Consider the following 21447-nt stretch of genomic DNA (forward strand, 5'->3'; position numbering starts at 1 on the left):
GGCGCACGAGGGGGTGAGGTCCTCCCGACGCCAATTCGCGCAACCATGGCCGAAATCCGCGCGCCAGGGTGATCTGTTGCGCGATAGCGTCGTGCTCATGACAGATCTCGACACCCGTCCTGCCGTCGACTGGCTCGCCGCCGGCGCAGTCGTCGTCACGGTGATCTCGTGGGCCTCGGCCTTCGTGGCGATTCGCGGCGTCGGCGAATCGTTCGGAGCCGGCCCGCTCGCGTTGGGCCGGTTGCTGATCGGATCGTGTGCGCTGGGGGCAATCGTCCTGGCCAGACAACACTGGGTGAAGCCGAACCGCACCCAATGGCTGCAGATCATCAGCATCGGCGTCTTCTGGTTCGGCATATACAACGTCTCCCTCAATGCCGCCGAGCAACGAGTCGACGCCGGAACGACGTCGATGATCATTCAGATCGGTCCGATCCTGGTCGCCCTGTTCGCAGGTCTGCTTCTCGGCGAGGGTTTCCCGAGGTGGCTGGTGATCGGCGCGGGCATCGCGTTCTCGGGAGCAGTCATGGTCGGCGTCGTCACCGCAGTGACCACCACCTCGACCACCAAGACCGACGCCGACGTCCTCGGCATCGCACTGTGCCTGGTATCAGCGGTGACCTACGCCGTCGGGGTTCTCAGCCAGAAGCCGGTGCTGCGCACGATCCCCGGACTGCAGGTCACGTGGATGGCATGCACCATCGGCGCGGTGTGCACGCTGCCCTTTGCACCGGCGTTGCTCGACGACCTCGAGGGTGCCTCGGCCGGTGCCACCGGCGGATTGATCTATCTGGGGCTGGTGCCGACCGCCCTTGCGTTCAGTACCTGGGCCTATGCACTGACGAGAATGAACGCCGGCAAACTCGGCATCACCACGTACGCCGTGCCGCCGATCACCATCACGCTGGCCTGGCTGCTGCTGGGCGAGATCCCACACTACCTCGCCGTGGTCGGCGGAGTGATCTGCCTGGTGGGAGTCGGATTGTCCCGAAAGCGTCGAGATCCTCGAGCACCTCGACGTGTTACAGCGCCTTGAATCGCGCTAAGGCCACTTCCCGCTCGTGCTTGTGGTCGACGATCGGCTCGACATACTCCTCGGGTCGCCCGAACTTCAACGTGTGCACGGCTTTTCCTTCTTCGCCGCGTAGCTCCGGCACCCAGCGGCGGACATAGTCGCCGGTGGGGTCGAACTTCTCGCCCTGGGTGATCGGGTTGAACACTCTGAAGTACGGCGAGGCGTCGGTGCCGGTGCCCGCCGTCCACTGCCAACCGTGCTGGTTGCTGGCCAGATCGCCGTCGACGAGATTCGCCATGAAGTACCGCGCGCCCCGCCACCACGGCAGGTGCAGGTCCTTGACGAGGAACGACGCGACGATCATGCGCACTCGATTGTGCATCCACTTCTCCGAGTTCAGCTGCCGCATACCGGCATCGACGATCGGAAAGCCGGTCTCTCCTTTGCACCACGCATCGAACAACTCGTCGGCGTGCTTGCCCGAGTCCAGTTCGATCTTGTCGAACTTCTCGACGTAGTTCTCTCGGGCACTGTCGGGGCGTTGAAAGAGGATGTCGCCGTAGAAATCTCGCCAGCAAATCTGCCTGCGGTACGACGCGGCACCCTCGCTACGCAACTTGCCCAGGTCGGCCAACATTGTCCGCGGGTGAATGGTGCCGTACTTCAGATGCACCGACATCCGGCTCGTCGAATCGAGATCGGGACGATTGCGCTCGTCGTCGTACGCCGATACCTGCTCGAGATAGTCCTTCCACTGCTTCGACGCAGCCTTCTCACCGGCCGCCGCGTCGGAAGCATCCTTCTCGGTGGGAATCTTCACCCGCCGAACGCCTTTGACCTCGTCCGGGTCGATCCACTCCGCCGTCTTCGCGGACGTATCGGCCGGCCCGCGCCAACCATGCTCCATCCACTGCCGTGAGTACGGGGTGAAGACCTTGTACGGCTCACCGTCGCTCTTGGTGATCCGGCCGGGAGCAACCGCATACGGGGACCCGGTCTCGACCAGAGTCACCTTCTCGCCCACACGCGCGTCACGCTCGCGCCCATAGGGGCCGTAGTCCGCACTGATGTGTACTTCCTCGGTTCCGATCGCCTTCGCCACCTTGGGGACCACCGTCTCCGGGTCACCGCGTACCACCATCAGCCGGCCGTCGAGCTGCTCGTCGAGCGCCTCGAGCGAACGGAACAGGAAGTCCCTGCGCGGCCCGCCGGAGGGCTTCAGCAAACGGTCGTCGAGCACGAAGAGCCCGAGCACCGGATCTCCGGACTCGGCCGCAGCGGTGAGCGTGGGCAGATCCCCCAGACGGAGATCACGGCGAAACCATACGAGCGACATACATCCAGTGTTACCCACGGCCGCGTCCGGCAATCACCCGCGCAGTTCGGCGATTCTCAGAGAACCGCCAACGATGGCTCACCAAGGCCGCAACAACAGCCTCTAGCTTGGTGAATACCGACGAGCAAAGGAGAACATCATGACCAGCACACGCCCCTTCCCCGGTGCCCTCTCCCTCATCGACAGCACCTGCACCTTCGAGAAGTACTACGAGCAGCTCTACGCCAAGGCCCCTGCGCTCGCCTGGTCACTCGATGCCGACACCGGTCGCCGCAGTGCCCTCGAGGAGTTCTTCGCCAAGACACCCGAGGAACGACGCACCACCGTCGACAGCTGGGTTGCCTGAACCGCCACAATGGACTGGCGACGGACCCAGCCGCCACAATGAACAAGTGACCGAATCGTCGAGTTCCCCCGCCACCGTCCTCGTTGTCGATGACGACGCCGACGTGCTGTCGTCGCTGCAACGCGGATTGCGGCTGTCCGGTTTCACCGTCATCACCGCATCCGACGGCGCGGAGGCACTCGGCGTGGTGTCCCGATCGACCCCCGACGCCATCGTGCTCGACATCAACATGCCGGTACTCGACGGTGCCAGCGTGGTGACCGCGTTGCGCGCCATGGGAAACGACATCCCGATCTGCGTGCTCAGTGCGCGCAGCTCGGTGGACGATCGCATCGCCGGACTCGAATCCGGAGCCGACGACTACCTCACCAAGCCGTTCGTGTTGGCCGAGCTGGTGGCCCGCATTCGTGCCATGCTCCGCCGACGCGGTACCAGTGCGGTTGCGCCGGTGTTGGATTCGGGAGCATCGAATTCGGGAGCAGCGAACTCGGCCGTGGCCGTCGGAACCCTCGTGGTCGACATTCCCGGCTATCGAGTGCATCGCGGCGGAGTCGACATCGACCTGACCAAGCGAGAATTCGAGTTGCTGGCAATTCTGGCGCGAAACAAAGGCGTCGTACTGACGCGTGAGCGATTGCTCGAACTGGTATGGGGGTACGACTTCGTCGCCGATACCAATGTCGTCGACGTCTTCGTCGGCTATCTACGCCGCAAACTCGAAAGCGACGGATCGCCGCGCATTCTGCACACCGTGCGCGGCGTCGGATTCGTCGTCAGGGAATCGGTATGAGGTTCTCGCTGCGTGCCCGCGTCGCCGCCGCCACTGCCCTCGGTGCCACCCTCGTCGTTGCCGCCCTTGCGGTGGTCACCTCGGTCGCGATCTCCCGCAACAACGTCAATCAGCTCGACGAACGTCTCACCGCTGCGTCTCAAGTACTGATACCGACGTCGACGACCCTCGAGGCCTTCCTCGACCAGCTCTCCGGCGCGTTCGCCGTCACGATTCGCAGCGGCGACATCGTTGTCGCGTCCACACCGACACGGCTGCCTGCGCTGGGCACCGGATCCGAGACCGTCGATGTCGACGGTCAGCGGTTCCGCGTGTACACCGCGGTATCGACCGCGGTCTCGTCCATCTCCATCTCGATCGGCGTGCCCGCCATCGAGGCGCAGCAGGTCACCGACGAGCAGCAGAGACAGGTGATGCTGCTGGGGCTGGCCGCGATCGCAGTCTCCACGGGCCTGGGCTGGCTGTTCGGCGGCCGGGCCGTCAAACCGTTGGTGACGTTGACTCGGCAGGTCAGCGCGCAGCCGCCGACCGCTCCCCAGACGCGTACGGGAGTCACCGAGGCCGACGAGCTGGCTGTCGCGATCGGAGGCATGCTCACCAGGTTGAACGAGGCCCAGGATCGCACCAATGCCGCGCTCGACACCGCACGCGACTTCGCGGCCGTATCCGCCCACGAGCTTCGGACCCCACTGACGGCGATGCGCACCGACATCGAGGTTCTCAGAACCCTCGACCTCGAGCCCGCACAGCAACAGGAGATTCTCGGTGACCTCGAACGGACGCAGGGACGCGTCGAGACGACACTGACCGCCCTGGAGCGGCTGGCCTCGGGAGAGCTGTCCAGCGAGGGCGACCGGGTCGAGACCGACATCATCGACATCTGCGACGTCGCGGCCCAGGATGCGCAACGACTGCATCCCGGGCTCGACATCCACGTCGGATCCGACTCCGACTTCGAGATCACGATGCGCGCGCTACCGACCGGTCTGCGGCTGGCCGTGGACAACGTGATCGGCAATGCCGTTCGGCACGGCAACGCAACCTCGATCGTCATCACCGCCGAACGTGTCGACGAGACGGTGCGCGTGCTGATCGACGACAACGGATCGGGAGTTCCCCTCGACGAACGCGAGACGGTGTTTGGCCGCTTCGAGCGCGGTACGAGGGCAGCCAAAGGCGGCTCCGGGCTCGGCCTCGCGCTGGTTGCCCAGCAGGCCGAATTACACGATGGGCGCGCCTACTTCACCGACAGTCCGCTGGGCGGCGCGCGATTGGTGTTGGAGTTACAGGACCGCTGAAGCCCTGAAGCCAGACATTCTTTACTCGGAAGAAACCTGCAGGCAGTGCCGACACGAGGAACATGGAACCATGCACTCGTCGTCGGATTTCACCGTCCCCACCATCGACATCGCGCCGTACGTTCTGGGTGACCGCGCCGCGCCTGTCGACGCAGCCGCTCGCCAGCGTGTTGCATCTGACGTCGATTATGCCTGCAGCACAGTTGGTTTCATGCAGATTGTCGGTCACGGCATCGCCGACGAGATCGTTGCCGGGCTCGCGTCGGCGATGGATTCGTTCTTCGGCCTCGACTCGGCGGAAAAGTCGACCTACATCCGCCCGCCAGAACTCAATCGCGGATACACCGCTCCGAAAAGCGAAACGTTGAGCCTGAGTCTCGGGGTGGAATCGGCGTCGGGCATGAACGACTACTTCGAGGCGTTCAACGTCGGCACCGGCGAGCCGAACACCTGGCCCGACGCGGCCGGGTTCCGGGACGCCGTCGAACTGTATTTCACCGAGGCCGCACGCGTGGCACGGACGCTGACCGGAGTGTTCGCCGATGCTCTCGGGGTGTCACCGGACTTGTTCTCCCGCATCACCGATCGATCCCTGGACACCCTGCGCATGAACAATTACGCGCTCGACCCAGGGACCGATGTACCCGAACTCGAGCTCACCGGAATGAGCGAGCACACCGACTACGGCTTGGTGACTGTGCTGTGGGCCGATCGAGTACCGGGCCTTCAGGTTCTCGGCACCGACCGGTCCTGGCACGACGTGCAGCCCGCCGAGGGAGCGATGCTGGTGAACCTGGGCGATCTGACGGCTCGACTGACCAACGACCGCTGGATGTCCACTCTGCACAGGGTGCGGCCGCCGGTATCGGGCGGAACGATCCGGCGTCGGCGATCTGCTGCGTTCTTTCACGACGGCAACCTCGACGCGGTGGTCGCGCCGATGCCGTCGTGCATCGAACCAGGATCAGTCGCCCGCTACCGGCCGGTCACCGTGGCAGAGCACATCCACGCGAAGCTCGCAGGTTCCCGAGGCGGAACGGCCAATGCCTCGGCAACCCACGAAGCCGAGCGAGTACGAGGTGCGGTTACTTCGCGTCCAGCAAGTCGATGACGAACACGAGGGTCTTACCGGAGAGGCGATGACCTGCACCGGCAGGGCCGTAGGCGAGCTCCGGCGGAATGGTGAGCTGACGACGGCCACCGACCTTCATTCCGGGGATGCCGTCCTGCCAACCCTGGATCAGTTGCTTCAGGGGGAACTGAATGGACTCGCCGCGGTTCCAGGACGAGTCGAACTCTTCGCCGGAGTCGAACTCGACGCCGACGTAGTGCACCTCGACGGTGGCACCTGGTACTGCTTCTGCGCCGTCACCCTCGACGAGGTCGACCGACACAAGATCCAAGGGTGCCGGTCCGGCCTGAAATTCGATTACTGGCTTCGTCATTGAAGTCTCCTGCGGTTGATGCCGGCCCGTCGACGCCGACTGCGATGCTCTGGGCATATTCCTTTCCGACTCTACGTCGTGACGGTCAGCCAATCGGAGCTGGCATCAACATCGTCTGGTATTCGCAGGTCAGAGTGCGGCCGGTCTCGCTCCCCCACAGCGGCTGCATACGATGCAGGTACCTGTCTTCCGACGACGAAACCAGGAGTCACACCGTGAGCTCGACGATCCGTATCAGCCTGGCCCAGATCACCAGCGGCGAGAACCCAGCCGACAACCTCGAACTCATCGACACCCACGCACGTGCCGCTGCACACGCCGGCTCGGACCTCGTCGTGTTTCCGGAGGCGACGATGCGATGCTTCGGCGGCCCCATCCGCAAGGTCGCCCAACCCCTCGACGGCGAATGGGCACACGCGGTGCGTGAGATCGCGGCCACCAACGGCATCACCGTCGTCGCCGGGATGTTCACACCGGCCGCCGACGACAGAGTGGCGAACACACTGCTCGTCACCGGTACCGGTATCGACGCGAGCTACGACAAGATTCACCTGTTCGACGCTTTCGGCTTTGCCGAATCCGACACCGTCGCACCGGGTTCGGACCCGCTCGTGGTAGGTATCGCCGGAGTCCAGGTGGGGTTTGCCACCTGCTACGACATTCGTTTCCCGGCACTGTTCCAGAAACTCGGTGATCTCGGTGCCGACGTCATCGTCGTCCCTGCTTCCTGGGGCGCGGGCGATGGCAAAGTGGAGCAGTGGACCCTGCTCGCGCGCGCACGCGCCCTGGATTCGACGACGTTCATCGCGGCGTGCGACCAGGCCGAACCCGTTGCCGCCGAGGGCAATGCCCCACGGGGCGTGGGACACAGTATCGTCAGCTCCCCCACCGGCGAGATCCTCGGCCAACTCGACTCGACGCCCGGCATGTTGACGATCGACATCGATACCGCACTGGTCGATGCGGTGCGCAAGAGTCTGCCAGTGCTGAAGAACCGCAAGCACTTCGACGCCTGACGGTGCCGCGAAGGGTCCGGTCAGCCCGGAACGACCATGCGGTCGCCCAGATCCCTATCGAGAACGAGTACGTAGGTGCCGAGCCGCGCGTCGACGTCGCCGTCGCAGATCGCGTACAGATCTTGCACCACCGTCGTTCTGACCCAAACAGAGACGATGTCGTCGTCCTCCACGTACGCCACCTCGAACGGCATGCACAAAGTCTGGAGGTGCAGTCCCAGGGATCGCGGGCCGTCCAGCTGGTCGTAGCTCGAAAAGGTGGACGGTTCCGAACTCGGTATGTTGCAGTCCGCGGTCAGCAACCGCTCGAATCCGGTTCTTTCGCTCTCGCCGGCGGCTCGACCCCACGTGCCTGTCGCATGTTCGCGATCCTTGGCAGCTGCACACGATACCGACGGACGCGGCTGGTCCGACGTCTCGTCGCCACTGTCCGTGCAACTCGCTGCCGACAGAACGACAGCGATCGTCAAGGCCACGACCCTGGTCACCGAGCACCAGCTTTTCCCTCGGTCAACCATGGTGGAATGGTATCGGACGCCGAAATCGCAGTTATACCTACAAAAGCTGCACTATCGCCCGCATAACTGCGAACTCGGGGCCGCAAAACGACGACGCCGCCGGCTCCGAATGGGAGCCGGCGGCGTCGGGTACAGCAGGATCTAGCGAGAGCTGACGTCCTGGTAGTCGCGCTCGGTGTATCCGGTGTAGATCTGGCGGGGACGGCCGATCTTGCCGGTCGTGTCCTCGTTCTGCTCACGCCAGTGCGCAATCCAGCCGGGGAGGCGGCCCATCGCGAACAACACGGTGAACATGCGCGGCGGGAAGCCCATCGCGCGGTAGATCAGACCGGTGTAGAAGTCCACGTTGGGGTAGAGCTTGCGCTCGACGAAGTAATCGTCGGTGAGCGCGGTCTCTTCGAGCTTGAGGGCGATCTCGAGCAGTTCGTCGCCGTTGCCCAGCTTGCCGAGGATCGTGTGCGCAGTTTCCTTGACCAGCGTCGCGCGCGGATCGAAGTTCTTGTACACCCGGTGCCCGAAGCCCATCAGCTTGACGCCGTCTTCTTTGTTCTTCACCCGACGCAGGAAGTCGGTGGCGTCGCCGCCATCGGCCTTGATCTTGTCGAGCATCTCGAGCACGGCCTGGTTGGCGCCGCCGTGCAGCGGGCCCCACAGCGCATTGATGCCGCCGGAGATCGAGGTGAACAGGTTCGCCTGCGAGGACCCGACGAGCCGGACCGTCGAGGTGGAGCAGTTCTGCTCGTGATCGGCATGCAGGACGAGCAGCATGTCGAGTGCCTTGACGATCTCGGGATCGACCTCGTATGGCTCGGCCGGAAAGCCGAACGTCAGGCGGAGGAAGTTCTCGACCAGGCTCTTCGAGTTGTCCGGGTACAGGAACGGCTGACCGACGGACTTCTTGTACGCGTACGCCGCGATGGTCGGCAATTTGGCCAGGAGGCGGATGGTCGAGAGTTCGACCTGCTCCGGGTCGTTGGGGTCCAGCGAATCCTGGTAGTACGCCGACAGAGCGTTCACCGCACTCGAGAGCACCGGCATCGGGTGCGCATTACGCGGGAACCCGTCGAAGAACCGCTTGAGGTCCTCGTGCAGCAGCGTGTGCCTACGGATCTTGTCGGTGAACGTCTCGAGCTGATCGGCGGACGGCAGCTCCCCGTAGATCAGCAGGTAGCTGACCTCGATGAACGACGACTTGCCCGCGAGCTGTTCGATCGGGTACCCGCGGTACCGCAGGATGCCTGCGTCACCGTCGATGTAGGTGATGGCCGACTTGGTCGATGCGGTGTTGACGAACCCGCCGTCCAGCGTCGTGTAGCCAGTGGTGGCCAGCAACTTTCCCAGCTCGATGCCGTTGTTGCCCTCGGAGGCCTCGGCAATCGACATGGAGTATTCGCCACCGGGATAGGTGAGGGTGGCTTTGGCGTCATTCTCAGCGGGCACGAATGGTCCCTCTCGAACTCGTGTAACGGACACGTACTTAAAACGGACAGTTCTTACGTCGATAGTGAAACTAGCCTCTCGACGCCTCGGACGCCCAGGGAGGGTCGGCACCGGGTCGAGAAACCGTGATTGCCGCTGCCTTCGCAGCGAACGCAAGCGCTTGTTGCCAATCTTGCTTGCTCATCTCTTTCACCGCGTTCGATGTGATAATGCTCTCCTTCTGCAAAAAGCTCAGCAGAGCACCGTGCACCGTGTCACCAGCGCCGATCGTATCGACGACGTCGACGGCGACACCCGGCACCGAGGTCTCGCCCTCTGCAATGAAGACCGAGAGACCGTCGCCGCCACGGGTCATGACCACAGCGGTGACCCCTGCCGCGAGCCAGTCGTCGACGGTGGTGCCCTGTGTTCCGAGCCCCAACCAGTGCGCGTCGTCCTCGGACACCTTGAGAATGTCGATGCTGGGCAACCACGAACGGAAGCGGTCGCGAAATCCGTCGGCGGTGATATCGCCGCTGGTGCTGTCGATGGCGGCCGGACGGATGTTCGGGTCGAGCATCGTGAGCTTGCCCGCCGCCCGCGCCCGGTGCAGCAGGCCCGCGTACATCGACGCGCCCGGCTCGTAGAGCAGCGACAACGTGCCGAACGACAGCACGCTGATCTCGTCGGGCAGGTCTCCGGGATCGGCAACGAGGCGATCGGCGGTGCCGTCGGCGTAGAACGAGTACTCGGCGCTACCGTCCTCGGCGAGCGTGGTCATCGCCAATGTCGTCGGTTCGTCGCCGCGCTGCACCCACGCGACATCCACGCCGGCATCCCGCAGACTCGCCAGGATCTGTTCGCCGAACGCATCGCGAGAGATGCGTGAGAGGTACGCCACGGGCGAACCCAATCGACCGATCGAGATGGCGACGTTGAACGGTCCGCCGCCGAGTTTGGGCGAGAGCAACGGCCCCTCGTGCACCGGGACCAGGTCGACCAATGCCTCACCGCACACCAGAATCGTCACTTCTCGTACCTCATTCCCCAGGTACCCGACCAGGTTTGCCCCGGCTCGAGCACGATCAGATCGATCTCCGAGTTCAGCGCATCGGGCGGGCACGTCATCGGCTCGATTGCCAAGGCCCGCCCCCGATCGGGGTAGGCCTGATCGTTCGCGGGATCGGCAGTGAACACCTGCACCCAACCGAAGTTGCTGTCGGTCCACAACACGGTCGCGGCACCGTCGGGGCCGCGCAGAACATGGTTCGCCCGGCCGTCGACGTCGGGCAGCGACGCGCTGAACGGAGTATCGAGCTGCACCCCCTGCAGCGATCGCGCCTGCCTGAAGTCGTACTCGGTGTCGGCAGTCGGAACCGAAGTGCCGACGGGCAGATTGCGTACCGGGTCGAGCGGCAGCCGTGTGCCGGCCGAGAACTCGAGCGTGCACTCGTCCAGCGGCACATCTCCGACCCGGGCATAGGTGTGAAAACCCATACCGAAGGGCGCAGAGGTATCGCCGGTGTTCGTCGCCGACGCGGTCACGGTGAGACCGTCCGCCGACAACTCGTGCACCACGGTCACCGTCAACGAGAACGGCCAGCCCGGATGCGTCCCGACGTCGGCGCTCTGTTCGACGCGACTGTCGGTGCGCTCGACCAGCGCCCATGCCACACGTCGGACGAATCCGTGGCTGGCGTTGTTCCGGGAGGGCTCGGTGATCTCCATCCGATGGTCGACGCCGCCGAAGGTGAACGTTCCGTCGGCCGTCCGGTTGGGCCACGGGGCCAATACCAGCCCCGCCGACAGCGGCGGCTTGGTGCCCGCCTCCCACGTCTCGGTGAGCGGAGCACCGTCGTATTCGAGGACCCGAAGGCCCGCTCCGACGGCCGAGATGTCGGCCCGATACTTGCCGCTGTTCAACGAGTAGGTCTGTGTGTCGGCCATGTCAGCCATTCTTCATCACGGCACCCACTCGGTACCGAATGAACGCCGGAAGTGCCAGGGCCGCGATCGAGACACCGATGACCACCAGCACTCCACCACCTGCTGCAGCGGCCGCTGTTCCGACCGACGCGGCCGCGGCGCCGTGCAACACGTCGCCGATTCGCGGACCACCGGCAACGACGACGATGAAGACGCCTTGCAGACGGCCGCGCATCTCGTCGGTCGCCACCTGCTGCAGCATCGTGCTGCGGAAGGCCGCCGAAATCATGTCGGCTCCGCCGCCGAGGGCCAGGAACGCCAGCGCGAACCACAGGGCAAGAGCGGTGGCTCCGTCGGTGGCGGTGCCGACGGCGACGCCGAATCCGATCATCGACGCACCCCACACCACGATGCAGATCAGGACCGCCAGGCCTTGCCTGCGCACTCGGGGCAGCCACCCGGAGAACACTCCACCCACCACCGCGCCCGCCGACATCGCCGCGAACAGCATGCCCAGCACCGGCCCGCCCGACGCAGGATCTCCGAAGCTCTCGTGTGCGATTTGAGGAAACAGCGCTCGGGGCATCCCGAACACCATGGCGATGATGTCGACCACGAACGATGCCAGCAGCACCTTCTGCGTCGCGAGATAGGCGAAACCCTCGAACACGGACCGTAATCCGGCTCGCTGACCCGACTTCGCCGGCGGAATCGCGGGTAACCGGATCACCGCCCACAGCGTCGCGAACAACGCGATGGTGTCGATCAGGTAGAGGGTCTCGAGCCCGATGTAGTAGATCAGAATTCCCGCGCTGAGCGGTCCGGCGATCGCGCCGAAGTTGAACACCGTCATGTTCAGCGAGTTCGCGGCGGGCAGCTGATCACCCGGCAGGATTCTGGGGAGGATCGCGCTGCGGGTCGGCTGATTCACCGCGAAGAACGCCTGCTGAACGGCCAACAACACCAGAACGACCCACACATTGTTCAGGCCCAGGAACGCCTGCAGCCAGAACAGCGCAGACGTTCCGATCAGGCCGCAGGTGGTGATCGTCAACAGGGTGCGTCGGTCCATCACATCGGCCAACGCGCCGCCCCACAGCCCGAACACGACGAGCGGCACCAGCGCGAACACACCGGTCAGGCCGACGTAGGCGGAGCTCAGGGTGATCTGGAAGACCTGTTGCGGCACAGCGACGATGGACAGCTGAGCGCCGATGACGGTGACGATGTTCGCCAGCCACAGCCGGCGATATGTCGGGGTCTTCAGCGGTGTCGTGTCGGCAAGAATGCCGCGCAACCCGCTCACGGCTGCAGACGCTCGATCACACCACTTGCCAACGTGATGCGGATTCGGTTGTGCATACGGCTCGTTCGACCCTGCCAGAACTCGACCGTCTCGGGTTCGACGCGCAAGCCACCCCAGTTCGGCGGGACCGGCACCTCGATGCCGTCGAACGTCGCCGTGACCTCGGCCAGTCGCGCGGCCATATCCTCGCGCGAACCGATGGGGCGCGACTGCTCGGACGCCCACGCCCCCAACTGAGAACCGCGCGGCCTGGTGCGCCAATAGGTTTCGGTGGTCTCGTCGTCGACCTCGACGACCGAGCCCCGAACGGTCAGCTGGCGGGCAAGTGCAATCCACGGGAAGGTGACCGACGCGTACGGCGTTGCAGCGAGCGCACGACCTTTGTCCGAGTCGTAATTGGTGTAGAACACCACACCGTCGACGTCGAGGCCCTTGCACAGCACAGTGCGGGTTGCCGGTTTTCCGGCCTGGTCGACGGTTCCCAACACGATGGCATTGGGCTCGGGCAGATCTGCCGCTATCGCGTCGGCCAACCACTGCTGCGCCAGCGGGAACCACCCGCCGGCCAGAGCATCGACATCGAGGTCCTCGGGCTCGCCGTAATCCACCCGCATGTTCGCCAGGCGCTGTTCGTGTTCGGACACAAGCCCAGACGCTACTCCCGCGTATATCCCGGCTATGGTTCTGGCACAGAACGCCCGGATGCGGCGCAGAACCGGGCGCAATCGCGACGAGGGAGTCCACAGGCCATGGCTGTTCAACAAGTTCCCGAGGATTTCGTCTCCGGTCTCGAAGGTGTCGTCGCATTCACCTCCGACATCGCCGAACCCGACAAGGACGGCGGAGCGCTGCGATACCGCGGTGTCGACATCGAAGAACTCGTCGCACAGAACGTCACCTTCGGTGATGTCTGGGCCCTGCTGGTCGACGGAGCGTTCGGGCGTGGGCTGCCACCGGCCGAACCCTTCCCCCTGCCCATCCACACCGGTGACGTCCGCGTCGACGTCCAAGCCGGCCTGGCGATGCTCGCTCCCATCTGGGGCTACCAACCGGTGCTGGACATCGACGACAGCACCGCACGCGACAACCTCGCCCGCGCCTCGGTGATGGCATTGTCCTACGTCGCCCAGTCCGCCCGCGGCATCTACCAGCCCGCAGTACCGCAGACCCGCATCGATCAGGCCGCCACCGTCACCGAGCGATTCATGGTGCGATGGAAGGGCGAACCCGACCCCGCGCACGTCGCCGCCATCGACGCATATTGGGTCTCGGCCGCCGAGCACGGCATGAACGCCTCGACGTTCACCGCACGCGTCATCGCCTCCACCGGGGCCGACGTCGCTGCCTGCCTGTCCGGCGCCATCGGTGCGATGTCGGGTCCCTTGCACGGCGGTGCGCCCGCCCGTGTGCTGCCGATGATCGAACAAGTGGAACAGACCGGAGACGCCCGCGCGCTCGTGAAGGGCATCCTCGATCGCAAGGAAAAGCTCATGGGCTTCGGGCACCGCGTCTACCGCGCCGAGGACCCTCGGGCCCGCGTGCTGCGCGCCACCGCCAAGAGGCTGAATGCACCGCGCTACGAGGTCGCCGCTGCACTCGAACAAGCTGCACTGACCGAACTGCGTGAACGCCGGCCCGATCGCGCCATCGAAACCAACGTCGAATTCTGGGCTGCGGTGATTCTCGACTTCGCCGAGGTGCCGGCGCACATGATGCCTGCGATGTTCACCTGTGGCCGCACTGCCGGTTGGTGCGCGCACATCCTGGAACAGAAGCGTCTCGGCAAGCTCGTTCGCCCCGCCGCCCTCTACACCGGCCCCGAACCCCGCACCCCCGAGTCCGTCGAAGGCTGGGAACTGATCCGGTAGTCGGAGGTGTCGTGGCACCCGACTACCCTGTGAGTGCCATATTCCATCGACGCTAGGACGCGCTACTCCATGGCCGATTTGCCGATCATTCCCGCCGATCTCCTGCCCGCCGACGGACGCTTCGGTTGCGGCCCGTCCAAGGTTCGCCCCGAGCAGCTGCAATCCCTGGTCGATGTCGGCGCCTCCGTGTTCGGCACCAGCCATCGCCAGAAGCCTGTCAAAGATGTCGTCGGCCGCGTACGCAGTGGCCTGAAGGATTTGTTCTCGCTCCCCGAGGGCTACGAGGTCGTGCTCGGCAACGGTGGCACCACTGCGTTCTGGGATGCGGCGGCATTCGGCCTCATTCGCGAGAAGTCCCTGCACCTGACCAACGGCGAGTTCAGCTCGAAGTTCGCCTCGGTGGCCAAGAACAACCCCTTCATCGGTGACCCGATCGTCGTCAAGGCCGAGCCGGGCAGTGCGCCCGAGCCCACCTCCGACCCGTCCGTCGACCTCATCGGTTGGGCGCACAACGAGACCTCCACGGGCGTGGCCATTCCGGTCAGCCGTCCGGCCGGCTCCGAGAACGCCCTCATCGCGATCGACGCCACGTCCGGCGCAGGCGGTCTGCCGGTGAACGTCGCCGACTCGGACGTCTACTACTTCGCTCCACAGAAGTGCTTCGCGGCCGACGGTGGGCTGTGGGTCGCTCTGATGAGCCCCGCCGCCCTCGCGCGCGTCGATGAGATCGCATCCGGCGGCCGCTGGGTTCCGGACTTCCTGTCGTTGCCGATCGCCATCGACAACAGCAGCAAGGACCAGACGTACAACACCCCCGCGGTGGCGACACTGCTGCTGTTCGCCGATCAGATCGAGTGGCTGAACTCGCAGGGCGGTCTGGATTGGGCCACCGCGCGCACTGCCGATTCGTCCTCGCGCCTGTACGACTGGGCCGAGAAGAGCGAGTTCGCGACGCCGTTCGTGACCAACCCGGATCACCGCAGCCAGGTCGTCGGAACGATCGACTTCGACGAGAGCGTCGACGCAGCCCAGGTCGCCAAGGTTCTGCGCGCCAACGGCGTCGTCGATACCGAGCCGTACCGCAAGCTAGGCCGTAACCAGTTGCGTGTCGGCATGTTCCCCGCGATCGAGCCGGACGACATCACCGCATTGACCAAGAGCATCGACTGGGTCGTGTCCACGCTGAGCTAGTCGGCCAGCGGCCTTCGCAGGCGGGAGTGGAGCCTGCGGAACGACCCTTCGCAGGCGGGAGTGGAGCCTGCGGAACGACCCTTCGCAGCAAGCTCCCAGCCACAGCGCTCCCTTCGAGGCCTACACTTGCATTCAAGTAAGCAGGCGTAACGACCTCGGAGGGAGCGCTCGCATGTTCAGGCTCCTGGCCCTCGCGCTACGGATTCGCGTGACGCTCGCGTATTGCTTTCTCGCGACAGCAGGCGCCATCGCACTCGGCCAGATCGGCGCGCACGATCGCTGGCACGTACTCCACGCAGCGAGCACCAACCTGCACAATTTGACCGACGGTCACCTTGCCACCCTTGTCACCAGTGTCTTCCTCACCGAGGGCCGCGTGAACTGGCTGTGGCTCGCCTCGGTCGCACTCTTGTTCGCCGTCGCCGAATGGATCTCCGGTTGGCGTCGCTTCCTACTCACTTTCAGTGCCGGACACATCGGCGCAAGCGCCCTGGTTGCCGTCGGACTGTTCATCGGCATCCACGCCGACTGGCTGGCCGACTCCCTGGCGATGGCCGTGGACGTCGGTGTCAGCTACGCAGCAGCGGCAGTGGCCGGGTCGATGATCCGATATCTGTCGATGCCGTGGCGGGCGGGCTGGGCCGCGTTGTGGATCGGAGCCGTTGCCTTCGGCGCGATATCGGACCCGTCGTTCACCGCCGTCGGGCACGCGATTGCCCTGAGCATCGGTTTGGGATTGGGCGCGACGTATCTTCGTAAAGATGCATCACCGTTGTCTCGCAAGGCAATCGACGCAACCTCCACCGATTCGATGCAACCGAGCCCAGAGCTGTCTACTCTCGTCTGAGAGAAACGATCGTCGGCGACGAGATGCGTGTCGAATGCCCACCGAATACATCGGGTGAACTAGTGTCGAATTCGACGGTATCGCGAGCCGGCGCGATGAGGAGGTCATAGTGCGAGACTTACGTGTGGTGGGTCTCGAGGCCGACGGAAAGTTCGTCGTGTGCGCAGATCCCAAGACCGGCGACAGATTCCGGCTTCCAGCCGACGACAAACTCCGTGCAGCCTCCCGCGGCGACATCGCTCGACTAGGACAGATTGAGATCGAAATGGACAGCTTGCTTCGGCCGAAGGAAATTCAGGCTCGAATTCGGAGCGGAGCGACCATCGAACAGGTCGCCGCCGACTCCGGAATGGCCGTCAGCCGTGTCGAGGTGTTCGCCCACCCCGTTCTGCTCGAACGCTCGCAGGCAGCGTCGATGGCTCAGGCCGGCCATCCACTCCGGCACGACGGACCCGCCGTGCAGACCCTGCTCGAGATCGTCACGCTCGCTTTCCGCGCTCGCGGTCACAGCCCCGACGACGCGGCGTGGGACGCCTGGCGCGACGAGGACAACAAGTGGGTCGCGCAGCTGAAGTGGCAAGCCGGGCGCACCACCAACAAGGCGCACTGGCAGTTCCTGCCCGACGGGCATGGTGGCACCATTTCGCCGCTCGACGACACGGCACACGAACTGATCGACCCCGACTTCGGACGCCAACTACGCGGCCTGGCACCGGTGCGCGCTCTCGCGTCCGCGGAGGACTCCACCGAAGACGAGACCTCGCAGCAGAGCTTCGACGAGTACTACGGAACTACCGCCGACAGCGACATCGTCGCCGAGACCACCGAGGTCGAGGTCGACGACGCACCGACGGCCGAAGAACCTCGCGAGCCGGTGGCCCGGGAACCCAAGCCCGCGCCCAAGGCTGCGCCCGGTCACACCGGGGGCAAGGACAAGCGCGGCAAGCCGGCCATGCCGTCGTGGGAAGACGTCCTGCTCGGCGTCCGTAGCAGCGGTCACAACTGAACGCTCCGGTGACCGATTTGCTGCTCGGTGACCAATGGCCGACGCTCACACCGTAGGCTTCCGACGGAGGTTACGGAGAGAGAGGTGCCGGTAGTGGGGGCCAAAGTATCGACGATCTGGTACGTGGACGCACCGGATCCCATTTCTGTACTCCGAGAGGCACGTAGCTCGGACTGGAATGCTGCGACTGCGCTCGTCGGTCGCCTTTACCCCCAGATGACGGCGGTGCCGCTCGGCCAGGGCCCGATCTCGACTTCGGCAGGCGTGGACGACGATCACGTCTTCATCGGTTGCTACCCCGGGGTCACCGTGGTGTGCGGATCCAATCTCTCGATGCCCACGCCGTCGACGCTTTCCGAATCCTTCACTCGCCCTCTGGCATCCGAACACACCTATCTCGTCGCCTCGGATCCAGAACACGCCTGGGGCGCTTTCGCCTACTGGGAGCGCGGCGAGTTCCGACGATCGTTCAGCGCCACACCGGTGTACATCTACGAAGACGCCGGCCTACCCCTGGTGTGGGAACGGTCCTTCTGGGCCGGTGACCATCCGCTGATCTATCCCCCCGGAGTCATGCCGGATCCGCAATCGCTTCCGTTCCACCCGCAGGAATTTGCCGAAGCTGCCAATGCCGAATGGCTCGGATTCCGCTACACCGGCGCTCCGCACGCGGACGAGTTCGACCCGAGCACGCTGCCGGTATGCGGCTTCACGATGTACGTACCCGGGCAGGAGCCTGCGCCGGAGAGCCAGCAGAGCTCGAACGGGCACGATTCGCAGCAGCTCGTGCCCGCGGCGGCCGAATCAGCACCGCGACCGAAGAAACGTTGGTTCTCGCGCAAGTAGAAAAGCCTCATCGCACCAGCCTTCATGAGAACGGGTGTTCGAAAGTGTGTCGGTGGGTCGCGATAGATTCTGTGCATGCTTTCGGGGGACGGCGGATCAGGGGTGGACGGCATCGATACGGTGCCGCCTGTTCTCGAGGTGTCCGATCCCGAATTATCTGAACTGGTGCGTGCCGTGGAATTCGCCGCCGCGGGGTTGGCCGAACAAGCGTCGGTGGCGTGGTCGAATGCCGACCGGCGTGCAGTCATTCAGCGGATGGAAAAGCTGACCCGGTCCCTGACTGCGCACTCGTACACCTGGCTCAATGAACTGATCGCCCAACACGGGCTCGATGTGTACCCCGGCTCGGTACCGTCCTCGGTGGCGTGGATGCTGCGGATCACCCCACGTGCAGCAGGGGCTCGGGTTCGTCTGGCTGCAGAGTTGGGCGATCGCACCGCGTTGTCGGGTGAGGTCCTCCCTGCCCTGCTGCCGAGAACAGCGGAGGCGCTGCGGGCAGGGTTGCTCGACGCCAAGCATGTGCAGATGATCCGCGAGTTCTTTCGGCATCTGCCTTCGAGTGTCGACCCGCAGACGAGGGATCTGGCCGAGGAGCAATTGGTGGAACAGGCAGTGAAATTGCGGCCGGACGATTTCGCGCCCGTGGTGGCATCTCTGGACGCGATGGTGAACCCCGACGGCGATTACGACGAAGATGAAGACGACGGGAAGCCGCCGAAGCCACGCAAGCGCCGGGATGCGTACTTCTACCTCGGTGAGCAGGGTGCCGACGGGATGTCGGAAGGCAAATTCTGCGTCGACCCCGAACTACGGGCCTACCTCGAGGCTCTGTTCTCCAAGGCAGCGAAACCTGGAGTCAACAACCCCGCAGACCCGACATCGATCGTCCACGACGAGACCGACAGCGACGGCAAAGACGGGGAAGGTGACGGGGACGACAGCGGGAGCGGCAGAACCACTGCGCCGAAGCCCGAGCCCACTGCCCGTGATGCCGGGTCCAGTGATGCGGGCCTGTGGGATGAAACGGACTGCAACGGTGAAGACGACTGCTGTCACTGCGGTGCCGACTGTGGTTGCCACACAGAGCCAGATGACTCCGGCAGGACCGTTGGCTCCGACGGTTCCGACGGAAGTGCCGAACCAGACGACGATGCCGCGGATACGGCAGCACCGGACTCTGCGGTGCGGGATGCCGCTGCTACTCGGGATCTGTGCACCCAGAACGAACGCCACCACGACGCCCTGAAACTGGCGTTGCGGCACACCCTGGCCTCCGGGACTCTCGGCACCCATCGCGGCCTGCCCGTCACCGCGATCGTCACCATGAGCCTGAAAGATCTGGAAGCCGGCTGCGGTTACGCCATGACCGCCACCGGATCACGCGTCTCCATCCGCGACGCCATCCGCATGGCTTCCCACGCCCATCACTACCTGACGATCTTCGACGACGACGGCAGAGCTCTGTACTTGGGCCGCTCGAAACGTATCGCCTCCGCCGATCAACGCATCGTGCTCATCGCCCGAGACCGCGGCTGCAGCTTCCCCTCCTGCACCCGCCCCGCCACCTGGTGCCAGGCCCACCACGTCACCGACTGGACCGACGGCGGCCTTACCGACATAGATTCCCTGACCTTCGGCTGCGACATGCACCACGCACTCGTCGGCGACGGACCCGGCAAGTGGGCGACCACCAAAACCACAGCCGGACATCGATATCCGGGCCGCACCCTCTGGCACCCACCCACCGCAATGGACCCCAAACGCCGCGGGCTGATCAACCACGCACACCACCCAGAAGAGGTCCTCTACCCGCCCGACCAGCACGAAGACCCCGGCGACGAGGAACCACGACAACCCGCATGACGGCCCACACCAGCATCAGGGCACAGCCCTGTCTGCGGTCGACCGTGCCTTAGGACTGGGCTGCGGCTCAGGACTGGACTGGGCTGCGGACTGGACTGGGCTGGGCTGCCGCTGGACTGCGGCTGAGGACTGGACTGGGCTTCGGCTGTAGCTGTCGCTGTAGCTGTAGCTGTAGCTGTAGCCGCGGACACTCACGTCTGAAGTCGGGCATGTTCGGAAGCCGCCCGAACTGAAATGGCCGGAGGGAGAGTTACAGTCAGAAAGCCGACGCCGCCAGCGCCACGAAGCTCAGCAGGGCACCGGCACCCGCTCCGTATACGGCCCACCGCCACACCGGAACGACGAGCCACCGCACGACCGTCGGTGCTGCACCCGCCACGACGATAATGTTCAGACCGATCGCGAGCAGCGGATGAATTCTGGCCAGCTCGAGCCCGAACGCAGTCAGTGCCACTGCCGCAAGTGCCGCCGAGATCAAGGCGATCGGGATTCCGGTCCAGCGGACGCCCACGTCGGGACCGGCCAGGTCTCGATCGGCCGTGCCACGATCGTTCATGTCAGGCGCACGCGTTCGTAGAAACCCATAGCGGCAGCCGTCGCCACGTTGAGGGAATCGGTACCCGGAGCCATCGGAATACGGGCGCGAATGTCGGTGGCGCGCATGGCGTGTTCGGTCAGCCCCGGGCCCTCCGCACCGAGCAGCAGCGCGACCTTCTCCCCCGTCATAGCCGATGCCAGCGACACGGCCGCCGGATTGGGAGTCAGTGAGATCAGCTGAAACCCATGCGCGCGAACGCGGTCGAGGCCACGCGGCCACTCGGGCACCTTCGCAAACGGCACGCGAAGCACATGCCCCATCGACACTCGAACCGAACGTCGGTAGAGCGGATCGGCGCAGGCGGCACCGAACAGCACTGCATCGACCCCGAGACCGGCCGCATTGCGAAACATCGACCCCAGATTCTCGTGATCGTTGACGCCCTCGAGAATCGCCACCGTCTTCGCGCCGGCCAGGACATCGTCCAGATCGAGGGCGGGCGGCCTGTTCGCCGCAGCCAACACTCCACGGTTGAGATGAAAGCCGACCACCTCTGCCATCACCTCCGCCGACGTCCGATAGAACGGAACATCCGATCCGGCGAGGTCGTCGCGCAACGCATCGAGCCGCCGATCCACGCCGAGCAGACTGATCATCGGAAACCGCGAGGTCAGTAGGCGCTGCGCAACCAACACCCCCTCGGCGATCACCAATCCTTTGCCCTCCGGCAGATCGGGTCGCTTGTCCGAGGAGTTGAGGTCGCGAAAATCGTCCAGTCGGGGGTCGAAAGGATCGTCGACGTCGATTACATGCACCACATGACCATCTTGTCACCCGACCGATTCGATCACCCCGTGGGCAAACCATACAGAG

Annotated in this window: 22 protein-coding genes; 12 read left to right on the top strand and 10 right to left on the bottom strand. The window is 64.8% G+C overall.

Features of this window, described 5'->3' with window-relative positions:
- Nucleotides 1-97: 97 nt before the first annotated feature.
- Nucleotides 98-1036, top strand: a complete 939-nt coding sequence (locus tag RHODMAR_RS22510; RefSeq protein ID WP_008719238.1) for a DMT family transporter — start codon at nt 98-100, stop codon at nt 1034-1036.
- Here RHODMAR_RS22510 and RHODMAR_RS22515 read toward each other — a convergent pair.
- A complete protein-coding gene (locus tag RHODMAR_RS22515) occupies nt 1023-2351 on the bottom strand; it encodes a cryptochrome/photolyase family protein (protein WP_008719239.1) in 1329 nt (442 codons plus the stop codon). The two genes, RHODMAR_RS22510 and RHODMAR_RS22515, sit on opposite strands and share 14 nt — an antisense overlap.
- A gap of 139 nt (nt 2352-2490) precedes the next feature.
- Between RHODMAR_RS22515 and RHODMAR_RS22520 the strand changes: the two genes are divergently transcribed.
- The 4 genes from RHODMAR_RS22520 to RHODMAR_RS22535 all read left to right on the top strand — a co-directional run bounded on the left by RHODMAR_RS22520 (nt 2491) and on the right by RHODMAR_RS22535 (nt 5896).
- Nucleotides 2491-2697 carry a hypothetical protein gene (locus tag RHODMAR_RS22520; protein WP_042940119.1) on the top strand — a complete coding sequence of 69 codons (207 nt, stop codon included), beginning with the start codon at nt 2491-2493 and terminating at the stop codon, nt 2695-2697.
- 46 nt (nt 2698-2743) lie between these two features.
- Complete coding sequence (locus RHODMAR_RS22525) at nt 2744-3487, top strand: response regulator transcription factor (RefSeq protein WP_008719240.1); 744 nt, start codon at nt 2744-2746, stop codon at nt 3485-3487.
- Nucleotides 3484-4785: a sensor histidine kinase gene (locus RHODMAR_RS22530; protein WP_008719241.1), complete on the top strand. Its 1302-nt coding sequence runs from the start codon at nt 3484-3486 to the stop codon at nt 4783-4785. Before RHODMAR_RS22525 ends, RHODMAR_RS22530 begins: the two co-directional genes overlap by 4 nt.
- A gap of 70 nt (nt 4786-4855) precedes the next feature.
- Nucleotides 4856-5896: an isopenicillin N synthase family dioxygenase gene (locus RHODMAR_RS22535; protein ID WP_008719242.1), complete on the top strand. Its 1041-nt coding sequence runs from the start codon at nt 4856-4858 to the stop codon at nt 5894-5896.
- Here RHODMAR_RS22535 and RHODMAR_RS22540 read toward each other — a convergent pair.
- A complete protein-coding gene (locus tag RHODMAR_RS22540; RefSeq protein WP_008719247.1) occupies nt 5871-6230 on the bottom strand; it encodes an FKBP-type peptidyl-prolyl cis-trans isomerase in 360 nt (119 codons plus the stop codon). The genes RHODMAR_RS22535 and RHODMAR_RS22540 overlap by 26 nt on opposite strands.
- A 215-nt stretch (nt 6231-6445) precedes the next feature.
- On the opposite strand from RHODMAR_RS22540, the gene RHODMAR_RS22545 reads away from it, so the two are divergent.
- Nucleotides 6446-7246, top strand: coding sequence for a carbon-nitrogen hydrolase family protein (locus RHODMAR_RS22545; protein WP_008719249.1), 801 nt, complete (start codon nt 6446-6448; stop codon nt 7244-7246).
- 20 nt (nt 7247-7266) lie between these two features.
- Here RHODMAR_RS22545 and RHODMAR_RS22550 read toward each other — a convergent pair whose 3' ends face one another.
- The 6 genes from RHODMAR_RS22550 to pdxH form a co-directional block, all read right to left on the bottom strand.
- The gene (locus RHODMAR_RS22550; protein WP_008719251.1) at nt 7267-7764 is read right to left on the bottom strand and encodes a hypothetical protein; all 498 of its coding nucleotides are present in this window, start codon (nt 7762-7764) and stop codon (nt 7267-7269) included.
- Nucleotides 7765-7905: 141 nt separating this feature from the next.
- Nucleotides 7906-9204, bottom strand: a complete 1299-nt coding sequence (locus RHODMAR_RS22555) for a citrate synthase (RefSeq protein ID WP_008719254.1) — start codon at nt 9202-9204, stop codon at nt 7906-7908.
- Between the two features lie 70 nt (nt 9205-9274).
- On the bottom strand, nt 9275-10213 hold the full coding sequence (locus RHODMAR_RS22560) for a carbohydrate kinase family protein (protein ID WP_008719256.1): 939 nt from the start codon (nt 10211-10213) through the stop codon (nt 9275-9277).
- The gene (locus RHODMAR_RS22565; RefSeq protein WP_042940121.1) at nt 10210-11139 is read right to left on the bottom strand and encodes an aldose 1-epimerase family protein; all 930 of its coding nucleotides are present in this window, start codon (nt 11137-11139) and stop codon (nt 10210-10212) included. Before RHODMAR_RS22565 ends, RHODMAR_RS22560 begins: the two co-directional genes overlap by 4 nt.
- Entirely contained in the window at nt 11132-12406 is a 1275-nt protein-coding gene (locus RHODMAR_RS22570) for an MFS transporter (protein WP_042940131.1), read from the bottom strand. The genes RHODMAR_RS22565 and RHODMAR_RS22570 overlap by 8 nt, the downstream gene beginning before the upstream one ends.
- A gap of 5 nt (nt 12407-12411) precedes the next feature.
- Complete coding sequence (gene pdxH, locus RHODMAR_RS22575) at nt 12412-13029, bottom strand: pyridoxamine 5'-phosphate oxidase (protein WP_042940122.1); 618 nt, start codon at nt 13027-13029, stop codon at nt 12412-12414.
- Between the two features lie 135 nt (nt 13030-13164).
- On the opposite strand from pdxH, the gene RHODMAR_RS22580 reads away from it, so the two are divergent.
- From RHODMAR_RS22580 to RHODMAR_RS27135, 6 genes are all read left to right on the top strand, one after another.
- Complete coding sequence (locus tag RHODMAR_RS22580) at nt 13165-14283, top strand: citrate synthase 2 (RefSeq protein WP_008719265.1); 1119 nt, start codon at nt 13165-13167, stop codon at nt 14281-14283.
- 69 nt (nt 14284-14352) lie between these two features.
- Nucleotides 14353-15474, top strand: coding sequence for a phosphoserine transaminase (serC, locus tag RHODMAR_RS22585; RefSeq protein WP_008719267.1), 1122 nt, complete (start codon nt 14353-14355; stop codon nt 15472-15474).
- 172 nt (nt 15475-15646) lie between these two features.
- Nucleotides 15647-16321, top strand: a complete 675-nt coding sequence (locus RHODMAR_RS22590) for a rhomboid-like protein (protein WP_008719269.1) — start codon at nt 15647-15649, stop codon at nt 16319-16321.
- A 109-nt stretch (nt 16322-16430) separates the two neighbouring features.
- Complete coding sequence (gene sepH / locus RHODMAR_RS22595) at nt 16431-17327, top strand: septation protein SepH (protein WP_008719271.1); 897 nt, start codon at nt 16431-16433, stop codon at nt 17325-17327.
- Between the two features lie 84 nt (nt 17328-17411).
- Nucleotides 17412-18173, top strand: a complete 762-nt coding sequence (locus tag RHODMAR_RS22600; RefSeq protein WP_008719274.1) for a DUF6928 family protein — start codon at nt 17412-17414, stop codon at nt 18171-18173.
- Nucleotides 18174-18248: 75 nt separating this feature from the next.
- Nucleotides 18249-20036: an HNH endonuclease signature motif containing protein gene (locus RHODMAR_RS27135; protein ID WP_008719275.1), complete on the top strand. Its 1788-nt coding sequence runs from the start codon at nt 18249-18251 to the stop codon at nt 20034-20036.
- A 256-nt stretch (nt 20037-20292) separates the two neighbouring features.
- Here RHODMAR_RS27135 and RHODMAR_RS22615 read toward each other — a convergent pair whose 3' ends face one another.
- A complete protein-coding gene (locus RHODMAR_RS22615) occupies nt 20293-20592 on the bottom strand; it encodes a DUF2537 domain-containing protein (RefSeq protein ID WP_008719277.1) in 300 nt (99 codons plus the stop codon).
- Nucleotides 20589-21392 (bottom strand): TrmH family RNA methyltransferase, encoded by an 804-nt coding sequence (locus tag RHODMAR_RS22620; RefSeq protein WP_008719279.1) that lies wholly within the window; start codon nt 21390-21392, stop codon nt 20589-20591. The genes RHODMAR_RS22615 and RHODMAR_RS22620 overlap by 4 nt, the downstream gene beginning before the upstream one ends.
- Nucleotides 21393-21447: the final 55 nt, after the last annotated feature.

Source organism: Rhodococcus sp. AW25M09, assembly GCF_000333955.1.
In the GTDB taxonomy this organism is placed as follows: Bacteria; Actinomycetota; Actinomycetes; order Mycobacteriales; family Mycobacteriaceae; genus Rhodococcoides.